This is a genomic window from Kribbella aluminosa (assembly GCF_017876295.1).
GTDB classification, from domain to species: Bacteria; Actinomycetota; Actinomycetes; order Propionibacteriales; family Kribbellaceae; genus Kribbella; species Kribbella aluminosa.
In genome coordinates, this window is record NZ_JAGINT010000001.1 from 1,297,363 (window position 1) to 1,323,255 (window position 25,893).

26 protein-coding genes are annotated in these 25,893 nt (G+C 68.4%); 14 read left to right on the forward strand and 12 right to left on the reverse strand.

The window, feature by feature from the left end; genetic code table 11:
• Positions 1–111: 111 nt before the first annotated feature.
• Complete coding sequence (locus JOF29_RS06455; RefSeq protein WP_245357468.1) at positions 112–2,193, forward strand: M4 family metallopeptidase; 2,082 nt, start codon at positions 112–114, stop codon at positions 2,191–2,193.
• Between the two features lie 104 nt (positions 2,194–2,297).
• Here JOF29_RS06455 and JOF29_RS06460 read toward each other — a convergent pair whose 3' ends face one another.
• Both JOF29_RS06460 and JOF29_RS06465 read right to left on the reverse strand, forming a co-directional pair.
• The gene (locus JOF29_RS06460) at positions 2,298–2,789 is read right to left on the reverse strand and encodes a hypothetical protein (RefSeq protein WP_245357469.1); all 492 of its coding nucleotides are present in this window, start codon (positions 2,787–2,789) and stop codon (positions 2,298–2,300) included.
• Positions 2,790–2,879: 90 nt separating this feature from the next.
• Entirely contained in the window at positions 2,880–4,031 is a 1,152-nt protein-coding gene (locus tag JOF29_RS06465) for a phosphotransferase (protein WP_209693315.1), read from the reverse strand.
• 53 nt (positions 4,032–4,084) lie between these two features.
• Between JOF29_RS06465 and JOF29_RS06470 the strand changes: the two genes are divergently transcribed.
• Positions 4,085–4,513 (forward strand): MarR family winged helix-turn-helix transcriptional regulator, encoded by a 429-nt coding sequence (locus JOF29_RS06470; protein WP_209693316.1) that lies wholly within the window; start codon positions 4,085–4,087, stop codon positions 4,511–4,513.
• Positions 4,514–4,610: 97 nt separating this feature from the next.
• On the opposite strand, the gene trhA is transcribed toward JOF29_RS06470, so the two are convergent.
• A complete protein-coding gene (gene trhA, locus JOF29_RS06475; RefSeq protein WP_209693317.1) occupies positions 4,611–5,306 on the reverse strand; it encodes a PAQR family membrane homeostasis protein TrhA in 696 nt (231 codons plus the stop codon).
• A 258-nt stretch (positions 5,307–5,564) separates the two neighbouring features.
• Here trhA and JOF29_RS06480 point away from each other — a divergent pair, with 258 nt between their 5' ends.
• The 8 genes from JOF29_RS06480 (at position 5,565) to JOF29_RS06515 (ending at position 15,922) form a co-directional block, all read left to right on the forward strand.
• The gene (locus tag JOF29_RS06480; RefSeq protein WP_209693318.1) at positions 5,565–6,344 is read left to right on the forward strand and encodes an isoprenyl transferase; all 780 of its coding nucleotides are present in this window, start codon (positions 5,565–5,567) and stop codon (positions 6,342–6,344) included.
• A gap of 139 nt (positions 6,345–6,483) precedes the next feature.
• The gene (locus JOF29_RS06485; RefSeq protein WP_209693319.1) at positions 6,484–9,939 is read left to right on the forward strand and encodes a phosphocholine-specific phospholipase C; all 3,456 of its coding nucleotides are present in this window, start codon (positions 6,484–6,486) and stop codon (positions 9,937–9,939) included.
• 744 nt (positions 9,940–10,683) lie between these two features.
• Positions 10,684–12,015, forward strand: a complete 1,332-nt coding sequence (phoH2, locus tag JOF29_RS06490) for an RNA 5'-3' helicase PhoH2 (RefSeq protein ID WP_209693320.1) — start codon at positions 10,684–10,686, stop codon at positions 12,013–12,015.
• A gap of 204 nt (positions 12,016–12,219) precedes the next feature.
• Positions 12,220–12,891: an aggregation-promoting factor C-terminal-like domain-containing protein gene (locus JOF29_RS06495; protein ID WP_307863172.1), complete on the forward strand. Its 672-nt coding sequence runs from the start codon at positions 12,220–12,222 to the stop codon at positions 12,889–12,891.
• 38 nt (positions 12,892–12,929) lie between these two features.
• Positions 12,930–13,574, forward strand: a complete 645-nt coding sequence (locus tag JOF29_RS06500; protein ID WP_209693322.1) for a spermine/spermidine synthase domain-containing protein — start codon at positions 12,930–12,932, stop codon at positions 13,572–13,574.
• Positions 13,575–13,645: 71 nt separating this feature from the next.
• The gene (locus JOF29_RS06505) at positions 13,646–15,046 is read left to right on the forward strand and encodes a class II fumarate hydratase (protein WP_209693323.1); all 1,401 of its coding nucleotides are present in this window, start codon (positions 13,646–13,648) and stop codon (positions 15,044–15,046) included.
• On the forward strand, positions 15,043–15,708 hold the full coding sequence (locus JOF29_RS06510; RefSeq protein ID WP_307863173.1) for a DUF402 domain-containing protein: 666 nt from the start codon (positions 15,043–15,045) through the stop codon (positions 15,706–15,708). The genes JOF29_RS06505 and JOF29_RS06510 overlap by 4 nt, the downstream gene beginning before the upstream one ends.
• 55 nt (positions 15,709–15,763) lie before the next feature.
• Complete coding sequence (locus JOF29_RS06515; protein ID WP_209693324.1) at positions 15,764–15,922, forward strand: hypothetical protein; 159 nt, start codon at positions 15,764–15,766, stop codon at positions 15,920–15,922.
• Positions 15,923–16,093: 171 nt separating this feature from the next.
• Here JOF29_RS06515 and JOF29_RS06520 read toward each other — a convergent pair whose 3' ends face one another.
• Entirely contained in the window at positions 16,094–17,758 is a 1,665-nt protein-coding gene (locus JOF29_RS06520) for a fumarate hydratase (protein ID WP_209693325.1), read from the reverse strand.
• A gap of 80 nt (positions 17,759–17,838) precedes the next feature.
• On the reverse strand, positions 17,839–18,168 hold the full coding sequence (locus JOF29_RS06525) for a hypothetical protein (protein WP_209693326.1): 330 nt from the start codon (positions 18,166–18,168) through the stop codon (positions 17,839–17,841).
• Positions 18,169–18,262: 94 nt separating this feature from the next.
• Here JOF29_RS06525 and JOF29_RS06530 point away from each other — a divergent pair, with 94 nt between their 5' ends.
• From JOF29_RS06530 to JOF29_RS06540, 3 genes are read left to right on the forward strand one after another with little or no spacing between them, the layout of a single operon-like run.
• Complete coding sequence (locus JOF29_RS06530; RefSeq protein ID WP_209693327.1) at positions 18,263–18,958, forward strand: DUF1707 SHOCT-like domain-containing protein; 696 nt, start codon at positions 18,263–18,265, stop codon at positions 18,956–18,958.
• A 55-nt stretch (positions 18,959–19,013) separates the two neighbouring features.
• Positions 19,014–19,367, forward strand: coding sequence for a type II toxin-antitoxin system RelE/ParE family toxin (locus JOF29_RS06535; RefSeq protein ID WP_209693328.1), 354 nt, complete (start codon positions 19,014–19,016; stop codon positions 19,365–19,367).
• A gap of 1 nt (position 19,368) precedes the next feature.
• Positions 19,369–19,668 carry a helix-turn-helix domain-containing protein gene (locus tag JOF29_RS06540; protein ID WP_307863174.1) on the forward strand — a complete coding sequence of 100 codons (300 nt, stop codon included), beginning with the start codon at positions 19,369–19,371 and terminating at the stop codon, positions 19,666–19,668.
• On the opposite strand, the gene JOF29_RS06545 is transcribed toward JOF29_RS06540, so the two are convergent.
• From JOF29_RS06545 to JOF29_RS06560, 4 genes are all read right to left on the reverse strand, one after another.
• A complete protein-coding gene (locus JOF29_RS06545; protein WP_209693329.1) occupies positions 19,665–19,907 on the reverse strand; it encodes a hypothetical protein in 243 nt (80 codons plus the stop codon). The genes JOF29_RS06540 and JOF29_RS06545 overlap by 4 nt on opposite strands.
• Complete coding sequence (locus tag JOF29_RS06550; RefSeq protein WP_209693330.1) at positions 19,904–20,401, reverse strand: hypothetical protein; 498 nt, start codon at positions 20,399–20,401, stop codon at positions 19,904–19,906. Before JOF29_RS06550 ends, JOF29_RS06545 begins: the two co-directional genes overlap by 4 nt.
• A 72-nt stretch (positions 20,402–20,473) precedes the next feature.
• Positions 20,474–21,262, reverse strand: coding sequence for an ABC transporter ATP-binding protein (locus tag JOF29_RS06555; RefSeq protein ID WP_209693331.1), 789 nt, complete (start codon positions 21,260–21,262; stop codon positions 20,474–20,476).
• Positions 21,250–22,578, reverse strand: coding sequence for a 2-isopropylmalate synthase (locus tag JOF29_RS06560; RefSeq protein WP_307863175.1), 1,329 nt, complete (start codon positions 22,576–22,578; stop codon positions 21,250–21,252). The genes JOF29_RS06555 and JOF29_RS06560 overlap by 13 nt, the downstream gene beginning before the upstream one ends.
• 183 nt (positions 22,579–22,761) lie before the next feature.
• Here JOF29_RS06560 and JOF29_RS06565 point away from each other — a divergent pair, with 183 nt between their 5' ends.
• The gene (locus JOF29_RS06565) at positions 22,762–23,430 is read left to right on the forward strand and encodes a FadR/GntR family transcriptional regulator (protein WP_245357471.1); all 669 of its coding nucleotides are present in this window, start codon (positions 22,762–22,764) and stop codon (positions 23,428–23,430) included.
• Here the strand turns inward: JOF29_RS06565 and JOF29_RS06570 are convergent.
• The 3 genes from JOF29_RS06570 to glpX are packed head-to-tail and all read right to left on the reverse strand — an operon-like array spanning position 23,419 to position 25,873.
• Positions 23,419–23,892 carry a PH domain-containing protein gene (locus tag JOF29_RS06570; protein ID WP_209693332.1) on the reverse strand — a complete coding sequence of 158 codons (474 nt, stop codon included), beginning with the start codon at positions 23,890–23,892 and terminating at the stop codon, positions 23,419–23,421. The genes JOF29_RS06565 and JOF29_RS06570 overlap by 12 nt on opposite strands.
• A 2-nt stretch (positions 23,893–23,894) precedes the next feature.
• Positions 23,895–24,842, reverse strand: a complete 948-nt coding sequence (locus JOF29_RS06575) for a carbohydrate kinase family protein (protein ID WP_209693333.1) — start codon at positions 24,840–24,842, stop codon at positions 23,895–23,897.
• Positions 24,839–25,873 carry a class II fructose-bisphosphatase gene (gene glpX / locus JOF29_RS06580; RefSeq protein WP_209693334.1) on the reverse strand — a complete coding sequence of 345 codons (1,035 nt, stop codon included), beginning with the start codon at positions 25,871–25,873 and terminating at the stop codon, positions 24,839–24,841. Before glpX ends, JOF29_RS06575 begins: the two co-directional genes overlap by 4 nt.
• Positions 25,874–25,893 lie beyond the last annotated feature (20 nt).

The following is a 25,893-nucleotide window of genomic DNA, read 5'->3' on the forward strand; positions in this document are numbered from 1 at the left end:
ACGAAGTGTCACAAATGAGGCAGTGGCACTGTTGCGTCAGCATCCGGCGCGTCCCCAACTGAATTCGGTCGCTGCGCCCAAACAGCGACCACACCGTGAGGAGATGTTGTCTTGAAACGACTGACATCAGCAGGGGCGGTGGCGATCGTCGCGGCAGCGGGTCTTGCCGCTGGTATGACGGGGTTCGCCGCTTCGACCGCGGGAGCCGCCGACCGGGCGGTTCCGCTTCCGGCGTCCGGCTTCAACCAGCTGGCAGCCGTCAAGGCCGAGCAGGCGCTGACCGCGCAGACGGCCACCGCCCTCGCGCTCGGCTCCGGCGAGCAGCTCCAGGTCCGCGACGTCGTGAAGGACCCGGACGGTACGGAGTACGTCCGCTACGACCGTACGTTCAACGGTTTGAAGGTCGTCGGTGGCGACCTGATCGTCAAGCGCAAGGGCGAGTCGATCGGGCAGGTCACCTACAACCGCGGCGCCAAGGCCGTCGAGGTCTCCACCAAGCCGACTCTGTCCCAGTCGGCGGCGCTCAGCAAGGGTGCCAAGGCGGCGAAGTTCAAGGCGGATGCCAACAAGGGTCAGCTCGTCGTCTACGTGACGCCGGCCAAGCCCGTGCTCGCGTACGAGGTCGTCACGAGCGGCGTGAAGCCCGACCAGACCCCGTCGGTGCTGCACTCGTTCATCGACGCCAAGACCGGCGCAGTGCTTGCGCAGGACGACGAGATCAAGGCCGGTACCGGCAACTCGATGTACGCCGGCACCGTCAGCATCGGTACGTCGGGCAGCTACACCATGACCGACCCGACCCGCGGTGGTAACTACACCACCGACCTGAAGGGCGCGACCAGCGGCAACGGTACGACGTTCACCAACACCACCGACACGTGGGGCGACGGCACCGCGTCGAACCGCCAGACCGCCGCGGTGGACGCGCACTACGGTGCCCAACTGACCTGGGACTACTACAAGAACGTCCACGGGCGGAACGGCATCTTCAACAACGGCCAGGGCGCTCGCTCCCGGGTGCACTACGGCAACGCGTACGTGAACGCGTTCTGGGACGGCACCCAGATGACGTACGGCGACGGGATCAGCAACACGCACCCGCTGACCGAGATCGACGTGGCCGGTCACGAGATGAGCCACGGTGTCACCGAGGCGACCGCCAACCTGAACTACTCGGGTGACGCGGGCGGCCTGAACGAGGCGACGTCGGACATCTTCGGCACCATGGTCGAGTGGTACGCGAACAACGCGAGCGACCCGGGTGACTACCTGATCGGCGAGAAGATCAACATCAACGGCGACGGTACGCCGCTGCGCTACATGGACAAGCCGTCGAAGGACGGGGCCAGCAAGGACTGCTGGACGACCAGCACCGGCGGCCTGGACCCGCACTACTCGTCCGGCCCGCTGAACCACTGGTTCTACCTGGCCTCCGAGGGCACCGGCAGCAAGACCATCAACGGCGTCACCTACAACAGCACCGCCTGCGATGGTACGACGTTCGCCGGTGTCGGCCGGGACGTCGCAGCCAAGGTCTGGTACCGGACGCTGACCACCAAGCTGAGCTCGGGCAGCACCTACAAGGACGCGCGTGAAGGCGCGATCAACTCCGCGAAGGAGCTGTACGGCGTGGACTCCGCGCAGTGCAAGGGCATCGAGGCCGCGTTCGGCGGCATCACGGTCCCGGCCGGCTCGGCCGCCTGCGGTGGCGGCACCACCCCGCCCCCGACCGGCGACAACCTGCTGAAGAACCCGGGCTTCGAGTCCGGCGCGGTGGACTGGACCGGCACCGCGGGTCCGGTCACGAACAACACCGGCCGCCCGGCGCGGACCGGTAGCTGGAAGCTGTGGCTGCAGGGCAACGGCCGCGCCACCACCGAGAGCGTCGGCCAGTCGGTCGCGATCCCGGCGTCGGCGACCGCCGCCGGCCTGTCGTTCTGGATCCGCATCGACACCGCGGAGACCACCACGACCACGGCGTACGACACCGTGAAGGTCCAGGTCGTCGACGGTTCGGCGACGAGCACGCTGGCGACGTACTCGAACCTGAACAAGAACACGTCGTACGTGCAGAAGACGCTGAACCTGACGGCGTACAAGGGCAAGACCGTGACGATCAAGTTCGTCGGCCAGGAGGACTCCTCCGCGCAGACCAGCTTCGTCGTCGACGACAGCTCGCTCACCGTCAGCTGAGAACGTCCGGGGCGCGCGGTGCCTCCGCCCAAGGCCCCCGCGCCCCGGATTCCCTTATTTCCAAGGTGGTTCTGGTCGCGTCGACTCCGCCCCCGTCGACGCCGCTAGAGCTTCTTGCAGAGCTTGCCCGGTGGGATGGCGGCCTCGATGAGCAGCTTGCTCACCGGGGCCGCCAGCACTTTGAGCTGCGGGTCCTCGATCCGCGCGGTCTTCCCGTTCGCGGTGACGGACACGATCATGTCGTCGGGGTGCTTCGTGGCCGGTTTCGTCGCCACGAGGCTCGCCCAGTCGACCTTCTCGACGGCCGTGGTGATGATGGCCAGCAGCCCCGGATCGAGCTTGCACCGGAGTGTCTGCTTGCCGCGCGAGCTCACGGTCGCGACGCCGTCCGTACCGATCTGCACGCTGTCGTCGAACCCGGCGAACCCCCCGGTCCGGGCCACCGTGACCGGCAGGCCGGCGCCGACCGGGGCCGACTGCGTCACCGTCGGCATGGTGGGTGGCGGCGTACTGCTCGGCGTACCGATCGGAGCAGTGCCGGATCCTGACTCGCTGCCGCACCCGGTCAGCACGAGTCCTGCGACGGCCGTGCACATGGCCACTGCTGCGTATCTGCTCAGGTTCCTCACGCACAATGGATACACGCAAGGGTGCCGTTCGTTGCAGCTGTGACACGACTGAAATGTTCAGATCACCTGCGACACCAGGTCGACGAGCGCCCGGGTCAGCCGAACCCGCTGCTCGAACAGCTCGGGCGACGCGTCCGCATTACCGAACAGCTCCAGCGGCAGCGCGGTGAACGTGGCCCTGACGAGAAGCGAGCCCAGGTACCCGTACAGCACCTGCTCCGCGTCCACGTGCATCCCGTCTGCTGCAAGACCTTCCTGAAACGCTTTGAGGATCACCTTGTGTACTGCGGGCAGCGCCTCCGTCGAGAGCTCGCCTGCGTGCGCAAGACCCACCAGCAACTGCCCTAGGTCGAACCCGACCGCTTGTGGGCAGTCGAAGCCCCAGTCGATCACCACAAACTCGTCAGGGCTGTCGTGAGGCACCAGGAGGTTCTGCGGGCTCGCGTCTCCGTGCTGGTAGCACTGGGGGAGCGCGTCCAACGCGTCGAGCACCGCGGGGATCTGCTCGCCGAGCCCCAGCAGGTCGTCCTTCAGGCGGTGGTCGCTGAGGTTGCAGACCGCTGCCGCGAGCATGGGGTGCCGCCAGGTGCCCGGGTCCGTCAGAGCGGGCAGGGCGGTCTGTTGGATCCGTCCCTCCGCGTAGAAGCGCAGTCCGATCCCCGGCGTCGTGACCTGATCGCGTGGGAGGAACGGCCCGACCAGGTGCGGCTGGCGCCGCGCCGACAGCCTGCCGAGCAGGTACGCCGCCCGCTCGAACCGGTTGATCGGCCACGGACCCCACTCCTCGATCACGTTCTCCATCCACAGCGTCGCCCGGTCGTCGTCGTACACATCGATCCGGTACGCCGTCGGCAGCCGCATCCCCTCGGGGAGGACGCCCGCGATGTCGCTGCGGTGCACCGCGATCTCCAGCTCCCAGGGGAGGTTGAGGATGAACTGCGCCTGGAACTCCTCAGGCAGCAGCTGGAGCATCGGCCAGTGCCGGGCCGACTGGAACTTCTTCACGAAGCACGACCAGCTCGCGTCTCCCGCCGTACCGAACACGCGGTGCAGCGACTCGGTGCTCGGCGTACCGATCGGATAGTCGACCGCTTCGACCCGGGCGCTGCTCGGCACCGCCGTCGGGTCGCCGGTGATCGTCCGTACCAGCGCGGTCAGGTCGTCGTCGGGCAAGGCGTCCCGGCCCAAGGGTTCGAGTCCGGTGATCATGTTCCCCCCACGGAAGCAAAGTCACTTTACTATCGGCATAGTAAAGTTGGTTTATGACTTCCGTCAACGGCGCGGACCATGTGGCGCGGCTGCTCGGCGAGGCACTGCGCCGCGTCCGCGAGGAGATCGTGGCCGACTCAGAGCAACACTTCCCCGGCCTGCGCGTCTCGCACTACCGCCTGCTCGAACTCATCCCGCCCGAAGGCGCCCGCATCACCGACCTCGCCGAAGTCGCGATGATGACCAAACAAGGCCTCGGCCAGCACGTCGACTACCTCCAAAAACTCGGCTACACCGAATCCGCCCGCCTCCCCGAAGACCGCCGCGTCCGCCTGGTCCGCCGCACCCCCGCCGGCGACGAAGCCGTCGCCTACGGCCAGGCCGCCATCGCCCGCGTAGAACACGCCTGGTCCACCCACCTCGGCCCCACCCGCTACGCAGCCCTCCGCCAAACCCTCCAAGAACTAGGCAAACGGCGCTAACCCAGATCACACACACCTCCGGCGCGCCCGCAGTTGGCCCGCTCCACCGGCACGTGCGGTGCTACGGCGCGGGATTACGCGGCGCCGGACGTTGGGGTCAGCCGGCTCGGTAAGTGGCGATGCTTACGGCTATGTAGTGGCAGATGAAGGCGGCCACGGTGAAGGCGTGGAAGATTTCGTGGAAGCCGAACCAGCGGGGGGACGGGTTGGGGCGTTTGGTGCCGTAGACGACGGCGCCGATGGAGTACAGGCCGCCGCCGACCGCGATCAGCGTGACGACCGCCGCGCCGCCGGTCTGGTAGATGTCGCCCATCCAGAAGATGGCGACCCAGCCGAGCGCGAGGTAGATCGGCGTGTAGATCCAGCGCGGTGCGCTCAGCCAGAAGATCCGGAACAGGATGCCGGCGGTGGCGCCGCCCCAGACCAGGCCGAGCATCAGCAGGCGGTCCTTGCCGTGCAGCAGGACCATGCCGAGCGGGGTGTAGGTGCCGGCGATCAGCAGGAAGATGTTGCTGTGGTCGAGCCGGCGCAGGATCGCCTCGCCGGTCGGGCCCCAGTAGAACCGGTGGTACAGCGCCGAGATGCCGAACAGCAGCATCGCGCCGACCGTGTAGACCGCGGCCGCCCAGCGGGCGTTGGCGTGCGGGGCCAGGCAGATCAGGACGATGCCGGCGGCGGTGGCGAACGGGAACGTGCCGGCGTGCAACCATCCGCGGAGCTTGGGCTTCAGCGGGCCGAGTCGGCCGGACAGATTGTGACCGAGTTCCTGGGGCTGGGCGCTGGTAGCGGTCATCGCCGTCCTTTCGAGGGGTTCGGTCGGGTATACCTACGAAACCGTAACCTACGGAACCGTAGGTTCAATGGTCCAGAAGAATGAAATGTAGGCGACGTCACCCGGACGACGCGACACCTCCGCGTGTTCGATGCACGAACTTCAAGGAAAGTTCGACCTTGCTGACAGCTTGCTGTGAGGCACTCCAAGACCTCTCGCACCGGGGCGAATCTGGGCTAGCCTCGTGATCGAGAAGTCATTGAGGAGAGCACCCTGCCCATGCGGACACCTGGCAAGCAGAAGCTGCGCGACGCGGTCTACGGACTGTACGAACGCCGGCTCACCCGATCGCTGTCGCCGGACCGGATCCCGCGGCACATCGGCGTCATCATCGACGGCAACCGGCGCTGGGCCCGTCAGGTCGGCGACCCGGTGTCGCGCGGTCACGAGGCCGGGGCCAACAAGATCGCCGAGTTCCTCTACTGGTGCGACGAGGTCGGCGTCAAGGTGGTCACGGTGTGGATGCTGTCCACCGACAACCTGACCCGCCCGGCCGACGAGCTGGAGCCGCTGCTCCGGATCATCGAGCAGTCCGTCGAGGAGCTGACCGCGATCGGCCGCTGGCGGATCCATCCGGTCGGCGCGCTCGACCTGCTGCCGGGCAGTACGGCGGAGGCGTTGAAGGCGGCCGAGACCGCGACCCAGGACGTCGACGGCATGCTGGTGAACGTCGCCGTCGGGTACGGCGGCCGCCGCGAACTCGCCGACGCGGTCCGCTCGCTGCTCCTGGAGGAGGCCGCGCAGGGCATCTCGATCGAGGAGCTGGCCGACCGGGTCGACGTCGAGCACATCGCCCGGCACCTCTACACGAAGGGCCAGCCGGACCCCGACCTGGTCATCCGTACGTCGGGTGAGCAGCGGCTCGGCGGCTTCCTGCTCTGGCAGAGCGCGCTCAGTGAGTTCTACTTCTGCGAGGCGCTCTGGCCGGACTTCCGGCACGTCGACTTCCTGCGCGCGATCCGCAGCTACGCCCAACGCGAGCGCCGCTTCGGCAGCTGAGCGTCCGAACGAGGATTGGTCCGGACCTATTCACCAGTTGTCCGGACCAATTTCAATAGCGTGATCGCCTGCCGTTCACGGCCAATTCGCCTGCGCTGAACAGGCTCCCGGACAACCCCGTGAGATCGGAGATGTCCGGATGACCACCGTTTCCCGCCGTACGGTGCTCGGCGGTGCCGTGGGCGCCGCCGTACTGGCCGCCCTGCCGCCCAGCCTCCAGCAGGCCCTCGCCGCCCCGAGCCGCCCTGGCCGACTCGAGGACGTCGAGCACGTCGTGATCCTGATGCAGGAGAACCGCGCCTTCGACCACTACTTCGGTACCGCCGCCGGCGTCCGCGGCTACGGCGACCGTACTGCGGTCCGTGGCGTGAACGGCCTGCCCGTGATGTTCCAGCCCGACCCGTCCCGCAACGAGGGCTGGCTGGCGCCGTTCAGCATGAACGCCGCGCACACGAACGCGTACCGCCAGGGCGCCGCCGACTTCGGCTACGCGACCTCGATGAGTGCCCGCAACGAGGGCATCGCCGACGGCTACGTGACCCGCCGCGGCAGCGGCTGGCTCGGCCAGGGGTACTACGAACCCGCCGACATGCCGTTCTACGCCGCCCTGACCTCGGTCTTCACGGTCTGCGACGCCTACCACGCGTCCATGGAGACCAGCACGAACCCGAACCGCGAGCACTTCATGACCGGCACCAGCGGCGGCACCGTCCGCGACCTGCCGCTCTTCGACAACACCGAGATCTCCGGCGGCTACGAGTGGACGACGTACGCCGAGCGGCTCGAGGCGGCCGGGATCACCTGGAAGACGTACCAGGCGCTGGACAACTTCGACGACAACGCACTGGCCTGGTTCTCGGCGTTCGTGAAGGCGAAGCCCGGGTCGTCTCTGTACGAGCGCGGCATGCGGATGGTCGGTGACAGCGGCCAGCAGGGTGATGCGTTCGCGATGGGCGCCGCGCTGGTGAAGCAGTTCGCGGACGACGTACGAGCGGACCAGTTGCCGCAGGTGTCGTGGCTGGTCGCTCCTGCTGCGCTGTCCGAGCACGCGTCGTACACGCCGCCGAACGGCGAGCACCTGACCGCACAGCTGCTGGCTGCGCTGGCTGACAACCCCGCGGTGTGGGCGAAGACCGCGTTCATCCTGAACTACGACGAGCACGGCGGCTTCTTCGACCACATGCTGCCGCCGACGCCTCCCGTGGCTGCTGGTCGCGGCAAGAGCACGGTCAGCCCGGACGGTGAGGTCGTCGTACGTGTCCAGCGCTCCAACGGCAGTGCGGGGTACCGGGTTGTCAGTCAGAGCGGTCAGTACCGGGTCCGTGCCGCAGACGGGAAGCTGACGTGGTCGAACACGCTGCCGACCGGTGAGACCCAAGTAGGCGGGCCTACCGCGCTGGGGCTCGGTACGCGCGTGCCGATGATCATCGCCTCGCCCTGGACGCGCGGTAGGGCCGTCGACTCGACCGTGTACGACCACACGTCGGTGATCCAGTTCCTGGAGCGGCGCTTCGGCGTACTGGAGCCGAACATCAGCCCGTGGCGACGGGCGATCACCGGCGACCTGGTGTCGGCGTTCGACTTCTCCGGTGCGGAGCCGCAGTGGCCGCAGCTCCCGGACACCAGTGGCAACCGCAAGAAGAGCGACGACGCTGCAGCCCGCCCTGCGCCGACTGTGCCGAGCCCGCAGACCCCGCCGCGTCAGCAGCGTGGCACGAAGACCCTGCGCCCGCTGCCGTACTCGCTGACGCTGGCCAGTCGCGTCGAGCCCAGCAGGGTGACCGTGGACTTCGCCAACCACGGTACGCAGGCAGCCGTCATCGCGACGTACCCGGAGCCTGGTGAGAAGCCGCGGTTCTACACCGTCGAGGGTGGCAAGCGGCTGAGCGACGTGTGGAGCTACGGCGCCGCCGGGTTCGACCTGCGCATGCACGGCCCGAGCGGCACGCTCTGGCACGTACGGGGTCGCGACGGGGCGCTGGACGCCACCGTCGACCTGAACGACGCCGTACTGCTTGTGAAGATCGTCAACCACAGCCGCAGGTCGGAGACATTCCAGGTCGGCGATCTCGCGTACGGCGAGGGCACGCGGACGGTCGTCGTACCGGCCGGGGCCTCGCGCGCCGTGCCTGTACGGATCGCCTCCCACGGCTGGTACGACGTGGCGATCACTGCGACGGGCGACGCGTTCTTCTTGCGGCGGCGTGCTGGACGGCTCCCCAGCCGCAGGTCGGGCATCACGGACCCCGCCCTTGGGCTGCCGGACCCGGTGACCGTCTGGTTGACGCTGCCGGCTCCTGCGACAGGTGACCGCTCCAGCATCGTTCCTGGCCGTCCGACTGTGCTCACGGCCAACCTGTCGAGTGCGGACAAGGTCACCGGCGTGAGAGCAGTACTGGACGTTCCTGCGGGCTGGACTGCGAAGCCGGTGGCCGCCGCGCCGCAGAGCCTGGCTGCCGACCAGGTGACGACGGCGACGTGGGAGGTGACAGCACCGGCCGGAACAACCGACCTAGACCTGCGGCGGGTACGGGCGTTCGTCTACGGGCTGTCGGGCAACCGGCTGGCCGTCGCGGAGGCCGCGGCCGTCCCGAAGATTGCTGCGGTGCTGGGCGCGTCCGTGGGGTTGGGCAAGGTGTCGACGACGATCGACGAGCAGGTGATCGTCCCTGGCAAGCAGACGCCAGTGACCGCGACTCTCACGGCAGGCGACGACCTGACTGCGCTGTCAGCTGCTCTGACGGTGCCGGCGGGCTGGACGTCGTCCCTGGTCACTGCAGCGCCTGCCACGGTGGCCGCTAGCCAGGTGGTCACGGCTACCTGGAACGTCGCGTCGCCGGCCAACCTGACCAACCAGGACCCGCGCGCCTTGCAGGTCGCCGTACAAGCACAGGCACGCGGCAGGCAGGTCACGGCAACAGCCACGACCACACCGATGGTCGGGCCGGTGATGACCGGGCACTTGCTGGACGAGGACTTCGAGTCGCTGGCTGACCAGCTGCAGACGTCACTCGACCGCCCTGCGCCAGCCACGCTCCTGGGGTGGACAGCCACGCCTCCTGCGGGCTGGTCGGTGGTGAACGCACCAGGAATGCCGCAGGGCACGCGTGAGCTGCAGGGCTGGACGTTCATGACCAAGCGGCTGCACAGCACAGGTGCACAGGACCGTGACAAGTTCACGCTGGGCCTCGGAGTCCTGGCCGTCGCGGACCCGGATGACTGGGACGACACCGGTAACCCGTCGGCCAGTGGTGCCTTCGACTCCACGCTGGTGTCGCCGGCAGTACAGGTCCCCAGCGGTACGTCGAAGCTGTACCTGGTCTTCGACTCGCACTACCGCCAGGAGGCGCCGCAGAAGGTGTTGCTGACGGCCACGTTCGATACAGGTGCCGCCGTGGACCTGTTGCGCTACAGCAGTGACGCCTCCGGCAACGACAACGCCGGTAAGGACGCAGAGAACCAGGAGATCCGCAAGGAGATCGCCGTACCTGCTGGCGCCACGACCGTGACACTGAGGCTCCGTGTGTACGACGCCCGCAACAACTGGTATTGGGCGATCGACCACATCAGGCTGGACTCGAAACCGATCGGCTGAGCTCGGCCAGCGCAGGCGGTGTCGTCCCGCGGCCGCACCGCCTGCATGCCGTACGCCGACGCAGGTAGTACGCGTACGTCGCGACGCATTTCGAGCATCCCGGGCGTGTCGGCCATCATCTTGTGGAAATCGTCGCTGATGCCGACCGGCCCACCGACGAACAGGATGATCAAGTTCACGCGGTGCCAGTACAGGATGTCGCCGACGCCGCCCTGAGCGCCCGGTACGCCGGTGAACGCAAAAACCACCAGTGCTGGCGCGAGCGCGACAACAGCGACCAGTGTGTAGTCAGGAATCACCAGGGCGAGTCACCGGTGCGACCACGCGGTACGACGTACCCTCCAGAATCGAGGCCGAGGCGCGGTCGTCCGGGATCACCCAGTGGAGTGAAGCGGCTCCCCCGGGGTAGGGGGAAGCCGTAACGCCGTGTTAACCCCGTGGGCTGGCGTGTCGGGCTGCGCAGTTTGCGGGAGGCTCCTACCCTGGCAGAGACGGTCGGAGGGGAAGCCGGCTGTCACGGGAGGCCCGATCAGTTTGAGAATCTCGTTCCAGCCGGTTGCCCCATGAGGGGCCGAACGGAGTCCCCGAGACCTGAGGTCCCGGACTCACTGATCGCCGTTGCCGCACACGCGGCGGCGCGGACGGGGCCAACACCAGGCCCCGAGGGCGGCACCCGACCCATCACCTAACCACTGGCGGGCCGGGGCGAGGGTGTACGTCACGGCCTAGAAGAGGACGTGCGACATGGCCATCCACGCCAAGGCGTCAAGTACCTCATCCACACCGGACCAGCGCACCTTCGTGCTGGACACCTCGGTGCTCCTCTCCGACCCGCACGCGATGCTGCGGTTCGACGAGCACGAGGTGGTCGTCCCGGTGGTCGTCGTCACCGAATTGGAGGCCAAACGGCATCACCCGGAACTCGGCTACTTCGCCCGTACCGCACTGCGACTACTCGACGAGCTCCGGATACTGCACGGACGACTGGACGCACCCCTGCCAGTGGGGGAGGAGGGTGGAACGCTCCGGGTCGAACTGAACCACACCGACCCGGAGACGCTGCCGGCCGGTTTCCGGCTCGGCGACAACGACAGCCGGATCCTGGCCGTGGCCTGCAACTTCATGGCCGAGGGCAGGGACGTGACGCTGGTCTCGAAGGACCTGCCGATGCGGGTCAAGGCGTCGGCGTGCGGCCTGCAGGCCGAGGAGTACCGGGCCGAGCTGACGCTGGAGTCCGGCTGGACCGGGATGGCCGAGCTCGAGGTCGGTACCCAGGTCGTCGACGACCTCTACGAGAACGGCGCCGTGGAGCTGCCGGAGGCCGGCGAGTTCCCGACCCACACCGGGCTCGTGCTGCTGTCCGACCGGGGCAGCGCGCTCGGCCGGGTGATGCCGGACAAGCGCGTCCGGCTGGTTCGCGGTGACCGCGAGGCGTTCGGGATCCGTGGCCGGTCGGCCGAGCAGCGGGTCGCGCTCGACCTGCTGCTGGACCCCGACGTCGGGATCATCTCGCTCGGCGGTCGCGCCGGTACCGGCAAGTCCGCGCTCGCGCTGTGCGCCGGCCTGGAGTCGGTGATGGAGCGCCGGCAGCACAAGAAGGTGATCGTCTTCCGGCCGCTGTTCGCGGTCGGCGGCCAGGAGCTCGGGTACCTGCCGGGCAGCGAGGCCGAGAAGATGGGGCCGTGGGCGCAGGCGGTGTACGACACGCTGGGGGCGCTCACCAGCAGCGACGTGATCGACGAGGTCATCGACCGGGGCATGCTCGAGGTGCTGCCGCTGACCCACATCCGCGGCCGGTCGCTGCACGACGCGTTCGTGATCGTCGACGAGGCACAGTCGCTGGAGCGGAACGTGCTGCTCACGGTGCTGTCCCGGGTCGGCGCGAACTCGCGGGTCGTGCTCACCCACGACGTCGCCCAGCGGGACAACCTGCGGGTCGGCAGGCACGACGGAGTGGTCGCGGTGGTCGAGCAGCTGAAGGGGCACCCGCTGTTCGCGCACGTCACGCTGACCCGCTCGGAGCGGTCGCCGATCGCCGCGCTGGTCACAGAGATGCTGGACGACCTGCAACTGTAAGGAGTGTCGGTGTAGTTAGGTCATAGTTATCTGTAAAGCGAAGGTAAGAACGGTGCGGTCGCCACGCGGCGGCCGCGCCGTTGTTCCGTGACCTGCTTGTGATCACGGACGGTTTACGCCAGAGTATGTTCTCGTTGCAGCCGACGGGGGTCGGGTTTCTCGGAAGGACAGATGAAAGCGAAGCGCTCTGTCGCGGTTCTTGCAGTGACCGGAATCGCCGTGGTCTCCGTTGTCGCCGGTGTCGACCTCTTCAGCTCTCCTGGGAGCAGTAGTGCGTCGGAGCAGGTGTCCGGGCGGGCCGAGATGGCCGTCCTCAACAGTGGCAAGGTGCTGGCCAGTGACGACAAGCCCTCAACCGCGCCGAACTCCACCGCCGCCAGTGCAGCCGCCGACGCGATCCGGATGCGGAACCAGGTCGAGGCCATCGCGCAGCAGCAGGTAACCCTGCAGAACGCGGCCGACCAGAAGATGGCAGCCAAGAACGCCGCGCTGAAGCGCTACGAGGCCCTGGCACGCGCCGCCCGCTCGTCCAGCGAGGAGCGCGCCAGCCGGGACGCCGAGCGGAAGAAGTACGCGGGCACGCCTAAGGAGGTCGCAATGAACCTCCTCCCCGACCACGGCTGGAGTCAAAGCCAGTTCAGCTGCCTGGAGAAGCTCTGGAACAAGGAGTCCCGCTGGAAGGTCAGCGCGGCCAACCCGACCTCCTCGGCGTACGGCATCCCGCAGGCGCTCCCAGGCATCCGGATGGCGGCGTACGGCTCCGACTGGCGCACCAACCCGGTTACCCAGATCAAGTGGGGCCTCGACTACATCGAGGCCACCTACGGCTCCCCCTGCGGTGCCTGGGCCCACTCGATGGCCAAGAACTGGTACTGACTTCCCGCGTTCGCTAAGCGATCGGGGAGGATGGGGTTGTGCGGGAGATTGCGCGGGGCGTTGGTGGGCCGGGGGAGGTCGTGCTGCGGCGGCGGGACGACCAGGCGCTGGAGTTGCGCGTCAACGGCGTGTTCGTGATGGACGACCGGGAGACGTCGAGCGAGGAGTTGCTGGCGTCGGCGGCGCTGGAAGCGGTACGACGCCCCGACCGGGTGCTGGTAGGTGGACTCGGGCTCGGGTACACGGTCCGGGCGTTGCTGGGCGACGAGCGGCTCGGTGAGGTGGTCGTCGCGGAGATCGAGCCGGACCTGGTGGCGTGGATGCGCGCCGGCCTGGTGCCGTCGGTCCTCGACGACCCGCGGGTCGCGGTGGTCGTCGACGACGTCAGGACCGTGGTCGCCGACCTCCCCGACGCGTCCGTCGACGCGATCCTGCTGGACGTCGACAACGGCCCGGACTTCCTTGTCTACAACGAGAACTCGGCCATCTACACGTCCGGCTTCCTGACCACCTGCCACGGGAAGCTTCGCGCGGGCGGCGTCCTCACGGTCTGGTCCTCGTCGGCGTCCCCCGCCCTGCAGTCAGCCGTCGAGGCGGTCTTCGGCGCCTGCGAGGTGAAGCCCGTCCCGGTCGAACTCCAAGGCCGCGACGAGCTGTACTACGTCTACCAGGGCAGCTCGTAGCCGGCCGTGGCGTTGTCCACAGCTTGCCTATCAGCGCGTTCCGGCACGTCCGATCGACGTACTCTGCAGGTATGGGTGATGACGCAGAGTTCAGGATCGAGCACGACACGATGGGCGAGGTCAAGGTGCCTCGGGACGCGTTGTGGCGGGCGCAGACGCAGCGCGCGGTGCAGAACTTCCCGATCTCGGGACGGCCGCTCGCGCCGGAGCTCGTGCACGCGTTGGCGCAGATCAAGGCCTCGGCCGCGGTCGTGAACGCGTCGCTCGGCGTGCTCGACGCGGACCGGTCAGCCGCGATCGTCGGCGCCGCGGACCAGGTGGCCGCGGGGGAGTTCGACGCCGAGTTCCCGATCGACGTCTTCCAGACCGGTTCCGGTACGTCGACGAACATGAACGTCAACGAGGTCCTGGCCACGCTCGCGACCCGCGCGCTCGGCGCGGACGTGCACCCGAACGATCACGTCAACGCGTCCCAGTCCAGCAACGACACGTTCCCGTCGGCGATCCACGTCGCGGCCACCGCGGGCGTCGTGCAGGAGCTGCTGCCGGCGCTCGAGCATCTCGCGGATTCCCTTGCCCGTAAGGGATCCGAGTTCGCCGAGGTGGTGAAGTCCGGGCGGACGCACCTGATGGACGCGACGCCGGTGACGCTCGGCCAGGAGTTCAACGGGTATGCCCAGCAGATCCGGCGCGGGGCGTCCCGGGTGCGGGCGACGCTGCCGCGGGTCGCCGAGCTGCCACTGGGAGGTACTGCGGTCGGCACCGGGATCAACACCCCGCCCGGGTTCGCGGCCGCGGTGATCACCGAGCTGAATCGGCGGACCGGGCTGGAGCTGTCCGAGGCCGAGGACCACTTCGAGGCGCAAGGCGCGCGTGACGGTCTGGTCGAGCTGTCGGGGCAGCTGAAGACGGTGGCGGTCAGCCTGACGAAGATCTGCAACGACCTGCGCTGGATGGGATCCGGGCCGCGCGCCGGGCTCGGCGAGATCGCACTGCCGGACCTGCAGCCCGGGTCGAGCATCATGCCCGGCAAGGTGAACCCGGTGATCTGCGAGGCCACGCTGATGGTCGCCGCGCAGGTGATCGGCAACGACACCACGATCACCGTGGCCGGTGCCGGCGGCAACTTCGAGCTGAACGTGATGCTTCCGGTGATCGCCCGCAACCTGCTCGAATCCATCACCCTGCTGGCGAACAGCTCACGGCTGCTCGCCGACCGTTGCGTCGACGGCATCACCGCGAACGTCGATCACGCCCGCGCGCTGGCCGAGTCGTCGCCGTCGATCGTCACCCCACTGAACCGCTACATCGGGTACGAGAACGCTGCCGCAGTCGCCAAGAGTGCTTTGAAACAAGGGAAAACCATCCGCGAGGTCGTGATCGAGAACGGTCACGTCGAGAGGGGAGACCTCACCGAGGAGCAGCTCGACGCGGCCCTCGACGTACTGTCGATGACCCGGCCGGGCTCGTGACGCGGTACTGGCAGCCGGGTACGACGATCGAGTGGGTGTACGAGGGCAGCGGGCAGCATGCCGAACTGCCGAACGTGCGGCCGATGACGGTCGTGCGCGACGACGCCGACGGTCTGGTCGCCTGGCTCGCACCCGGTACGCCGTTGCTCAAACCGGTGCTGGTGGACGGGCGCGAGACGCGGTACGCCGGTCCGGTGCGGATGTTCACCGAGGACCGGGTGCTGAAGCTCGACGTCTGGCGCGGGACCGGGATCCTCAAGGCGTCGCCGTCGGGTAAGCCGTGGTCGGTCTGGTACTTCTGGAGCGACGACGGGACTTTCCGTGGGTGGTACGTGAACCTCGAGCGGGAACACGTGCGCGACCTGGCGGCCCGGCGTACCAGTACCGCCGATCACGTCCTCGACCTGTGGATCAATCCGGATCGCAGCACCGAGTGGAAGGACGAGGACGAGTTGGAGGGCGCGGTCACCGCGGGGAAGTTCACGCCTGCGGAGGCGGAGCGGATCGTTGCGGACGCCCATGCGGCGATCCGGGACGTCGAGGTGTGGGTGGCGCCGTTCTGCGAGGACTGGCAGGCGTGGGTCCCGCCGGCGAGCTGGCGAGTGCCGACCGCGCCGACGACCCACCAGCCGGCGCTGATCGCGGAGGAGCTGCACAGCTGACAACGGGTGGGTCACGAGCGGTTGCAAGTTGCCCGCGCGGGATTAGCTTGGAGGTATGTACACCATCGAGCTGCAAGCCGAGGAGCTTCAGATGCTGCGCTCGGCCCTTGGGTGCTACCTCCAAGCCTTCGGCCACAACGAGGCAGACCTCGTCCGCGCCGCCAAGGCCCTCCTACTCAAACTCCCCGAGGAGCCCGAAACCAAAGCCAGCTGACGGCACCCGTCCAGCTACGCGGACGCACCGTCAACGCCACCGGCTGACCCCAGCCATCGCTTTCAGCTGCGCGGGCGAACCGTGAGCGGGACCGGCTGACCCCCAGCCTTTGCTTTCCACCTACGCGGGCGAACCGTGAGCGGGACCGGCTGACCCCCCAGCCTTTGCTTTTCAGCTGCGCGGGCGAGCTGTCAGCGGGACCGGCTTCCTCGTGTCTGTGAAGAAGTCGTTCCCCTTGTCGTCCACCACGATGAACGCCGGGAAGTCCTCGACCTGGATCTTCCAGATCGCCTCCATCCCGAGCTCCGGGTACTCGATCACGTCGACCGACTTGATGCAGTCCTGTGCCAGCCGCGCCGCCGGTCCACCGATCGACCCCAGGTAGAACCCGCCGTGTTCCTTGCACGCCGCCGTCACCTTCGCCGACCGATTGCCCTTGGCAAGCATCACGAACGAACCACCCGCCGCCTGGAACTGGTCGACGTACGCGTCCATCCGCCCCGCCGTCGTCGGCCCGAACGACCCCGACGCGTACCCCTCGGGCGTCTTCGCCGGCCCCGCGTAGTACACCGCGTGCTCCCGCAGGTACGACGGCATCGGCTCGCCCGCGTCCAGCCGCTCCTTGATCTTCGCGTGCGCGATGTCCCGCGCCACCACCAGCGGCCCGGTCAGCGACAGCCGCGTCTTCACCGGCAGCTTCGACAGCTCCGCGCGGATCTCGCTCATCGGCCGGTTCAGATCGATCCGTACGACGTCGGACGCGTCGTCGAGGTGCTCGTCGGTGGTGTCGGGCAGGAACCGCGCCGGGTCGCGCTCGAGCTGCTCCAGGAAGACACCTTCCGGCGTGATCTTCGCCAGCGCCTGCCGGTCCGCCGAGCAGGACACCGCGATGGCGACCGGGCAGGACGCCCCGTGCCGCGGCAGCCGGATCACGCGGACGTCGTGGCAGAAGTACTTCCCGCCGAACTGCGCGCCGATCCCGAACTCCTGCGTCAGCTTGAAGACCTCCTCCTCCAGCTCCACGTCCCGGAACCCGTGCCCGACCGGCGATCCGGCCGACGGCAGCGTGTCGAGGTAGTGCGCGGAGGCGTACTTCGCGGTCTTCAGCGCGTACTCCGCCGACGTACCGCCGACCACGACCGCGAGGTGGTACGGCGGGCAGGCCGCCGTACCGAGAGAACGGATCTTCTCGTCCAGGAACTCCATCATCCGCGACGGGTTCAGCACCGCCTTGGTCTCCTGGTACAGGAACGACTTGTTCGCGGAGCCGCCGCCCTTGGCCATGAACAGGAACTTGTACGCCGGGTCACCCTGGGCCGGCGTCGAGTACAGCTCGACCTGGGCGGGCAGGTTGGAGCCGGTGTTCTTCTCGTCCCACATGGTCAGCGGGGCCATCTGCGAGTAGCGCAGGTTCAGCTTGGTGTACGCGTCGTACACGCCACGGCTGATCCACTCCTCGTCGACCGCGCCGGTGAGCACGCCCTCGGACTTCTTGCCCATCACGATCGCGGTGCCGGTGTCCTGGCACATCGGGAGTACGCCGCCGGCCGAGATGTTCGCGTTCTTCAACAGGTCCAGTGCGACGAACCGGTCGTTCCCTGACGCTTCCGGGTCGTCGATGATCCGCCGCAACTGCTCGAGGTGCGCGGTCCGCAGGTAGTGCGAGATGTCGTGCATCGCCTCCGCGGTCAGCTGCTGCAATACCTCGGGCTGCACCTGCAGGAACGTCCGGTCGCCGACGGTGAACGTACTGACACCCTCGGTCGTCAGCAGCCGGTACTCCGTCTCATCAGCACCCAACGGCAACAGCTCGGAGTAGTTGAAGTCCGCAGACACCGCACATACCTCCACACAAACTGGACTGGACGCCCCAAAGCCTAGTTCTCCCCACCCGCCACCCCCACGCGACCTCCGTCTCACCCCCGACTGAGGCCACCCTCACCCGATCGCACGAAACGCCAAGCGCCCGCCATTTCCAGCCCCAGCGACATCCGGTTCCAAGCCAGCGCCCGGCCGTCCCGCTGCTGACCTCCCGCGCGCAGCGGGACCACCTCGCGGAGGGCGAAGGACAGGGCGTTGATGACCAGTTGCCCGGCGACGAACAGCACCCCGCCGGGCATGGTCAGCTGCTGGTGACCCGTTGCCTGTGCGGTGAGCACCAGGACGATGCCGGCGACCGTGGCCGGGAACGCGATCAGGTAGGCGACGGCCAGTTGCCGTGCGCGGCGTACTCCACCCCAGTTCATGGCGGACAGTATGCGGGATCAGGGATGGGTTCAGGGGTGAATCGGGGAGGCAACCGGTCTGCGGCCGGGGGTGCGCCCGCGTATGGTTTCTAGCGTGGCTCAGGATGACGTTCCCCAGGAGAACCGACCGCAGGACGCGGTGCCGGCACCGATCGATCCGGCGCTGCGGCGGCGGGTGTCGGACCTCGAGCGGGAGGAGGTCGCCGACGTACTGCGCGACGCCGCCGGCGAGGGCCGGTTGTCGTACTCCGAGCTGGAGGAGCGGCTGGAGACGCTGTACGCGTCCAAGACGTACGGCGAGCTCGTCGAGCTGACCGTGGACCTGCCCAACGGCCCCCGCGCACCCGGTGCGACGCAGGGCGCCCCGGCCACGGCTCCGCAGTACGGCGGCGCGCTGGTGGAGACCGGGCCGGTGCTCAACGTGTTCATGTCCGAGACCAAGCGGATGGGCAACTGGCTGGTCCCGCAGCGCCAGGAGGTGAACGCGGTCCTCGGCGACGTGACGCTGGACTACACCGAGGCCCAGATCCCGTTCGACGAGATCCAGATCGACGTGAAGTCGATCCTCGCCGACGTGAAGATCCGCGTCCCGCAGAACGCGATCGTCCTCCTCGACAGCAACCCCATCCTCGGCTCCGTCTCCGAACAGGAAGCCGGCCTCAAAGCCGTCCCCGACCCTAACGCCCAGCCGGCCACCCCCAAACGCTTCCACATCCGCGGCACCGCCATCCTCGGCGAAATCAAAATCAAACGAGGCCCCCGCCTAACCAAACGCCTCGGCCTCACCTGATAGAACCGCACGCGCACTGCACAGAGAGTAGCCGAGTTGGTATAGCATTCTTGCTATGCCCTGGGGTACCGTTGAACTTGAGGCCGAGGTGCGCACCTGGCTCGAAGCACTGCCGACCGACCTGTTCGCGCGAGTCGCCTTCTATGTGGACCTGCTCGCTGAGCGGGGTCCGCTGCTGGGCGAGCCATACACCAAACAGATCGACGGAAAGCTTCGTGAGTTGCGCTTCTGGGTCGATCAGGACGCGATGCGGATCACGTACTGGGTTGCGACCGATCGGCGAATCGTTCTGCTCACCGTCTTCAGAAAGACTCGAATGCGGGAGGTGCGGGAGATCGGCAGGGCAGTGCGGGCGTACCGGAGATGTGTGCGGGAAGCGCATGTGGTCTCAGGTTTGGAGGAGGACTGAGGTGACTGAGCGCAGTGGTTGGGACGGGCTGCGGGGACGGCGGATGGCGGAGCCCGGTGCTTCAGATGCGTACGACGCCACGCGGCGTGCGTTCGAGCTCGGGGCAGCGGTGCGGACGATGCGCGAGGAGCGCGGGTGGACGCAGACTCGGCTGGCAGACGCTGCTGGGATGACTCAGTCCGCTCTGGCTCGCTTCGAGGCTGGTGGGACGGTGCCCACGCTCGTAGTGCTGGAGCGGATCGCGCACGCCTTTCATGCACAACTTGTGGTCCGCTTCGACGAGACAACCCCGGCGGCCTAGCCGCCGTTGGACGTACGGCGGTGTTCCTCGAGGAGGTCTGCCAGCCAGTACCTGAACGTCGGCAGGTTGCGTACGTACTGCTGGCCGATGCGTAGCTTTCTCTTGCGTGCGTCGGTACGACGGTGAACGAGCGACCAGCTGCCGGACCGTCCAGCTCGGTGATGGTCTCGCTCCAAGCCACGGCCCGCCTGCAGCTCAGCGGCCCAGACCTCCGTAAGCCCGTCGCCGATCGCCGTCATTGGCGTCCCGCGGAGTTCTCCGACCGCCGATGCTCGTCGAGTACCTCACTGAGCCAGGTGCGGAATGACTCGAGATCGTTGACGTGGTGCTGGCTGATGGTGAGTTCCTTCGCCCAGACGTTCTTCGGGTGCAGGCGAAGCTGCCGGACCAGCTTCGCGCCGGTGACAGAGCCGATCGAGCCGGTCTCGGTCCAGGGCATGGAACGGCGCCCGCGATGGATGCCTACTCGGTCGACGACTACATACGGCCGTTGCGTGACGAGTTGCCGGATGATCACGATCGCGACGCCGACGTACGCGAGGATCACCAGATACCCGAGGAAACGCCAGATGTCGTCGGCCAGCATGTCCGGCAGCTTGACCGCCGCCATCACCGAGTACCCGAGCACGAGGAAGATCGGGTACTGAATGAACGACCACCGCCGAAGCGGGAACTCGACGCGTCCGTTGCGGTGCCACTCAACCATCCAGGCCTCGGGCAGGCGTTCGCCCATCACCGTCATCTTTCCCCCAGGCGGTCATTCGATGGCCAAGGATGACAGCTCGGGGCGGGTGGAGGACAGCCCTTAGTTGGGTTGGGTGCGGCGTCTTGTGGTTGCGGTCCAGCGGCCGGCGTGATGGGTGATGGCTATCGGGTGGGCGAAGGTTGTGGAGATGAGGTCGGTGGTGATGACTTCGTCGACCGGGCCGGCTGCGAGGAGTTGGCCGTCGCGGATCAGGGCGGCGTGGGTGGTGCAGGTGGGGAGTTCCTCGAGGTGGTGGGTGACGAGGATCCAGGCCAGGTGTGGATGAGTGGTGTGGATCTGGTCGAGGACCTCGAGGAGTTGTTCGCGGGCGGCGACGTCGAGGCCGGTGGAGGGTTCGTCGAGGAGCATCAGCTGGGGGTCTGAGATGAGGGCGCGGGCGATCAGGGCGCGGCCGCGTTCGCCTTGGGAGATCGTGGTCCAGGGCGCGTCGGCCAGTGCACCGACGCCCAGCAGGTCGATGAGCTCCAAGGCACGCGCGGATTGAGCGGGCGTGGGTTCCCAGCGGGCCATGCGTTCGATGGTGCCGGTGAGGCCGGTGAGTACGACGTCCCGGATGCTCAGCGGCGACCGCAGCGGGTGGCGTGGGTTGACGTGGCCGATGGACTCCCGCAGTGTGCGGATGTCGACCGTACCGAGGCGCCGGCCGAGGATCTCGACGGTGCCTCGGGTCGGGTGGGTGACGGCGCCGCAGAGCCCGAGCATCGTGCTCTTGCCCGCGCCGTTCGGCCCGAGCAGCGCCCACCGCTCGCCTTCGCCCACGGTCAGCGTCACCCCGGACAGCAGCGGTTTGCCGTCCCGGACGAAGTCGACGTCCTTCAGTTCGAGCACCCGTAAACCTCCTCGTACAACGCCTTCAACTCTTCCGCACCCGCCTCGCGCCCGGTGGCATCGGTATGCCGCTGCACATGCCCGGCGAACTCCCGCTCGGCGGCAGGACTCAGCCGGATCCCGTACACAGACTCCAGCACATGCGCGATCCCACCCTTGCCCGACTGGCTGTTCACGCGTACGACGGCCTCGTACCCGCGGCCCACATCCGCCGGATCGATCGGCAGGTACGGCACCTCCCAGAACCCGTCGCCCTGTACGGCGAACCCCTTGCGGATCGCGTCCTGGTGCGTACCGGAGAAGGCCGTGTACACGAGCTCCCCGACGTACGGGTGCCGCGGATGGATCGGCATCCGCGTGCAGTACTCGACAACGGAACGGATCCCGTCGATGTCGGAGAAGTCGATCATCGGGTCGACGCCCTGCGCGTGCAGGTTCAGCGCGAGCGTGGCGATGTCGACGTTTCCGGTACGTTCCCCGTTTCCGAAAACGCATCCCTCGACCCGTTGGGCTCCGGCGAGTACGGCGAGCTCGGCGCAGGCGACGCCCGTACCGCGGTCGTTGTGCGGGTGCACCGACAGGATGACGCCGTCCCGGCGCGGCAGGTTCTGGTGCATGTACTCGATCTGGTCGGCGTACACGTTCGGCGTCGCGGCCTCGACCGTGGCGGGCAGGTTCAGGATCACCGGCCGCTCGGGCGACGCGTCCCACTGCTTGGTGAGCCGGTCCGCGAGCTCGAGTACGAAGTCCGGCTCGGTCAGGTTGTACACCTCGGGCGAGAACTGGAACCGCACCGAGTCCCCGGCCAGCCGCTGGATCTCCTCCGACCCGGCACAGATCATCGACGTCAGCTCGTCCCGGGACTTCCGCAGTACGACGTCCCGCCACACCGGCGCGGTGGCGGCGTACAGGTGGATGACGACGTCACCGCGCATCCCCGCGACCGACTCGACCGTCCGGGCGATCAGGTCGGGACGCGCCGGAGTGAAGACCACGATGGTCACATCGTCCGGGACGAGATTCGACGTAGCCAGCAGCCGGACGAAGTCGAAGTCGGTCTGTGACGCCGACGGGTACCCGACCTCGATCTCCTTGTAGCCGATGGCAACCATCAGCTCGAAGAACTTCCGCTTCCGCTCCGGATCCATTGGTTCGGCCAACGCCTGGTTGCCGTCCCGGAGGTCGACCGGGACCCAGAGCGGCGCCGCGGTGATCCGGCGGTCCGGCCAGGTGCGGTCGACGGGTGCGACCGGGACCTTGGCGAAGATGTCGCGGTACCGGTGGCTGGGCATCGGGGAGGGCTGCTGACGATTCACGACGAAGGTCCTTCCAGGCAGGTGGAGGACCGGCGGAAAACTGCACTCCACGGAGGGAGCGCCGGTCGAATCAGCTCCCGCCGTGGCGGCCAAGAAGGAGGAGACCCGGAAGCTTGCGCATGCCGAGCACGCTATCAACTCCTCAGACAAGCTGACAACCCGGGTCCGCTTAGACTGACCCGCATGATTCGCCGACACCCGCTCGCCGAGCAGGCCGCCGAGGAGCTGCTGCGCCGGATCGGCAGCGGGGAATGGGCGCTCGGCGCCAAGCTCCCGGGCGAGACCACGCTGGCCGCGCAACTGGGCGTCGGCCGGTCGACGATCCGGGAGGCCGTCCGCGAGCTGGCCGGTCGCCGGGTGCTGGAGAGCCGGCAGGGCGCGGGCGTGTTCGTGATCGCGCTGCAGGCCGCCGAGGACTGGGACAAGGTCCTGCGGAAGGCGGACATCACCGACGTACTCGAGGGCCGGCTGGCGATCGAGACCGAAGGTGCCCGGCTGGCCGCGGCCCGCCGTACGCCGGGGGACCTGAAGAACTTCCGCTACACGCTCGCGGACCGCAAGCGGGCGGCGGCGAACGCCCCCGACGACTGGTACATCGAGGCCGACCTCGCGTTCCACCGGGCTGTGGTGACGGCGGCGCACAACGCCGTACTGACCGAGCTGTTCGACACGTTCGTACCGCGGATCCGGCGGGCGATGATCGACATGCTCAAGCTCGACGACGAGCACCGGCACCGGCACGACCAGGCGGCGCACGAGGCGATCGCGGAGGCGATCCGCGTGAAGGATCCCGAGCTCGCGGCGGCCCGCGCCCGCGAGCACCTCAGCGCCGTACGGAGCTCAATGTCCTAGGTGCTGCTCGTGCAGCGCGCGCAGCCAGGGCGTGAGCGCGTCCAGGTCCTCGACGTTGTCCTGCGAGATCGAGATCGGACGGGTACGCCGGTTCGCCGGGCGTACCTGGATCGCCCGTGCGAGCGGCAGGCCGGCCGGTTCGTCGATGCCGGTGATGCCTGACCAGGGCAGGCTCCGGCCGCGGGTGATGCCCTCGGCGTTCACCGTGACGACCGGGCGGTTCGTGACCAGCTGCCACGCGGTCAGCGTCGTCCCGTAGACGAACGCCGCGAGCGCGGTCAGCCGCAGTACGCCGAGGGCGCCGGACACGCCGTCCGCGCGCAGGTGGTCGACGTTCGTCCACGCCGACAGCACCATCAGCAGGCCGAACCCGACCAGCCGCACCCACAACCGGCTGCGGCGCGGCGGGAAGTCCACGCTGCCCTTGGACTCCAGCTCGGCGGACCACGCCTCGACGGACACCGTCAGGAACCCCAGGTCGCCGTGTACTCGGCCGCGGTCGGCGGGTCGGCGCCGTGCCGCGTGCAGGTGATCGCGGCCGCCCGTACGGCGTGGTCAACGACGTCGTGCAGATCCTCCGGCGTCAGCCCGGCCAGTCGCCGCTCGCCGAGCAGCCCGCGCTTCTCCAGGCCCGCGATCAGCGCGGCCATGAACGAGTCGCCGGCGCCGACCGTGTCGACGACCTGGATCGCCGGCGCGGTCACGTCCACCTGTGCGTCCCGGCTGACCCCGAGCGCGCCCTTGCCGCCGCGGGTGATCACCACGCACTGCGTCCGCTCCGCGGTCAGCAGCTCCGCGGCGATGTCGGCCGGCTCGATCCCCGGACGCAGGAACTCGCAGTCCTCGTCGCTCAGCTTCACCAGGTCGCTCAACGCGGCCAGCCGCCGTACGACGGCCCATGTCGAGACCGGGTCCGGGGTGATGCTCGGCCGCGCGTTGGGGTCGAGCGTCACGGTCACCGGCTGCTCCGCGACCGACTCCAGGAACGCCCGGATCGCCGCCGCTCCGGGCTCGAGCACGGTCGCGATCGACCCGGTGTGCACGGCCGGGCAGCCGCGGGACAGCGACAGTGCCGGCGGCTCCCAGGTGATGTCGAACTGGTACGTCGCGACGCCCGCCGCGTCCAGCGTCGCCGTCGCCGTACTGGTCCGGAAGTTCGGGTCGACGGACCCCGGCGCGAGTTGCACGCCGTTCCCGAACAGGTGCGCGCCGAGCTGGTCCCCGTACCCGTCCGTCCCGAACCGGGTCACCAACTCGGTCGGCACCCCAAGCCGGGCCAACCCGACCGCCACGTTGGCGGGCGACCCGCCGGGCGTCGCAGTGGTCTTCCCGTTGCCGTTGCGGGCCGCCTTCGGCGCCGTACCGACGATGTCCACGAGAGCCTCGCCGATGACGAGGACAGGCGCGCTCATCGGGCGTGCTCGAAGTCGATCGCGGAGTACGCGCGGAGCTTCTCCAGTTGGTGGACGCTCTCGATCGAGCGGATCGTGCCGCTGCGGGAGCGCATCACGAGCGAGTGCGTGCGGGCCGTCGAGCGGCCGTACCGGACGCCGCGGAGCAGCTCGCCGTCGGTGATGCCGGTCGCGACGAAGAAGCAGTCGTCGCCGCTGACCAGGTCGTCGGTGTCGAGCACCCGGTCCAGGTCGTGCCCGGCGTCGAGCGCCTTCTGCCGCTCGGCGGCGTCGCGCGGCCAGAGCTTGCCCTGGATCTTCCCGCCGAGGCACTTCATCGCGCAGGCCGCGATGATGCCCTCCGGCGTACCGCCGATGCCGAGCAGCATGTCCAGCCCGGTGTCCGGCCGGGCCGCCTCGACCGCGCCGGCCACGTCGCCGTCGGAGATGAACTTGATCCGCGCGCCGGTGGCCCGGATCTGGGTGGCCAGTGCGTCGTGCCGCGGCCGGTCGAGCAGTACGACGGTGACGTCGTCGACCGACGAGCCCTTCGCCTTCGCCACCCGGCGGATGTTCTCCGCGACCGGCAGGCGGATGTCGACCACCCCGGCCGCCTCCGGGCCGACCACCAGCTTCTCCATGTAGAAGACCGCCGACGGGTCGTACATCGAGTTCCGCGGCGCGACCGCCATCACGGCGATGCCGTTGTTCATGCCCTTGGCGACCAGCGTCGTACCGTCGACCGGGTCCACCGCGACGTCACACTCCGGGCCCTCGCCGGCGCCGACCTGCTCGCCGTTGAACAGCATCGGGGCGTTGTCCTTCTCGCCCTCGCCGATCACCACCACGCCGTTCATCCCGACGGTGCCGATCAGCGTCCGCATCGCGTTCACCGCCGCGCCGTCGGCGCCGTTCTTGTCGCCGCGGCCGACCCAGCGCCCGGCCGCCATCGCTGCGGCCTCGGTGACCCGGACCAGTTCGAGGGCGAGGTTCCGGTCGGGCGCATGCGCTTCGACCTCCAGATGGGCCGGTGGCGTCGTCGGGTCGGTCACGCCGCTGCCTCGCTGCGCTC

Coding starts and splice junctions, on each gene's coding strand:
- JOF29_RS06460 (WP_245357469.1), bottom strand. CDS start 2,789: ATGTGCACGGCCGTCGCAGGACTCGTGCTGACCGGGTGCGGCAGCGAG.
- JOF29_RS06465 (WP_209693315.1), bottom strand. CDS start 4,031: ATGATCACCGGACTCGAACCCTTGGGCCGGGACGCCTTGCCCGACGAC.
- JOF29_RS06470 (WP_209693316.1), top strand. CDS start 4,085: ATGACTTCCGTCAACGGCGCGGACCATGTGGCGCGGCTGCTCGGCGAG.
- trhA (WP_209693317.1), bottom strand. CDS start 5,306: ATGACCGCTACCAGCGCCCAGCCCCAGGAACTCGGTCACAATCTGTCC.
- JOF29_RS06480 (WP_209693318.1), top strand. CDS start 5,565: ATGCGGACACCTGGCAAGCAGAAGCTGCGCGACGCGGTCTACGGACTG.
- JOF29_RS06485 (WP_209693319.1), top strand. CDS start 6,484: ATGACCACCGTTTCCCGCCGTACGGTGCTCGGCGGTGCCGTGGGCGCC.
- phoH2 (WP_209693320.1), top strand. CDS start 10,684: ATGGCCATCCACGCCAAGGCGTCAAGTACCTCATCCACACCGGACCAG.
- JOF29_RS06505 (WP_209693323.1), top strand. CDS start 13,646: ATGGGTGATGACGCAGAGTTCAGGATCGAGCACGACACGATGGGCGAG.
- JOF29_RS06515 (WP_209693324.1), top strand. CDS start 15,764: ATGTACACCATCGAGCTGCAAGCCGAGGAGCTTCAGATGCTGCGCTCG.
- JOF29_RS06525 (WP_209693326.1), bottom strand. CDS start 18,168: ATGAACTGGGGTGGAGTACGCCGCGCACGGCAACTGGCCGTCGCCTAC.
- JOF29_RS06535 (WP_209693328.1), top strand. CDS start 19,014: ATGCCCTGGGGTACCGTTGAACTTGAGGCCGAGGTGCGCACCTGGCTC.
- JOF29_RS06545 (WP_209693329.1), bottom strand. CDS start 19,907: ATGACGGCGATCGGCGACGGGCTTACGGAGGTCTGGGCCGCTGAGCTG.
- JOF29_RS06550 (WP_209693330.1), bottom strand. CDS start 20,401: ATGGGCGAACGCCTGCCCGAGGCCTGGATGGTTGAGTGGCACCGCAAC.
- JOF29_RS06565 (WP_245357471.1), top strand. CDS start 22,762: ATGATTCGCCGACACCCGCTCGCCGAGCAGGCCGCCGAGGAGCTGCTG.
- JOF29_RS06575 (WP_209693333.1), bottom strand. CDS start 24,842: ATGAGCGCGCCTGTCCTCGTCATCGGCGAGGCTCTCGTGGACATCGTC.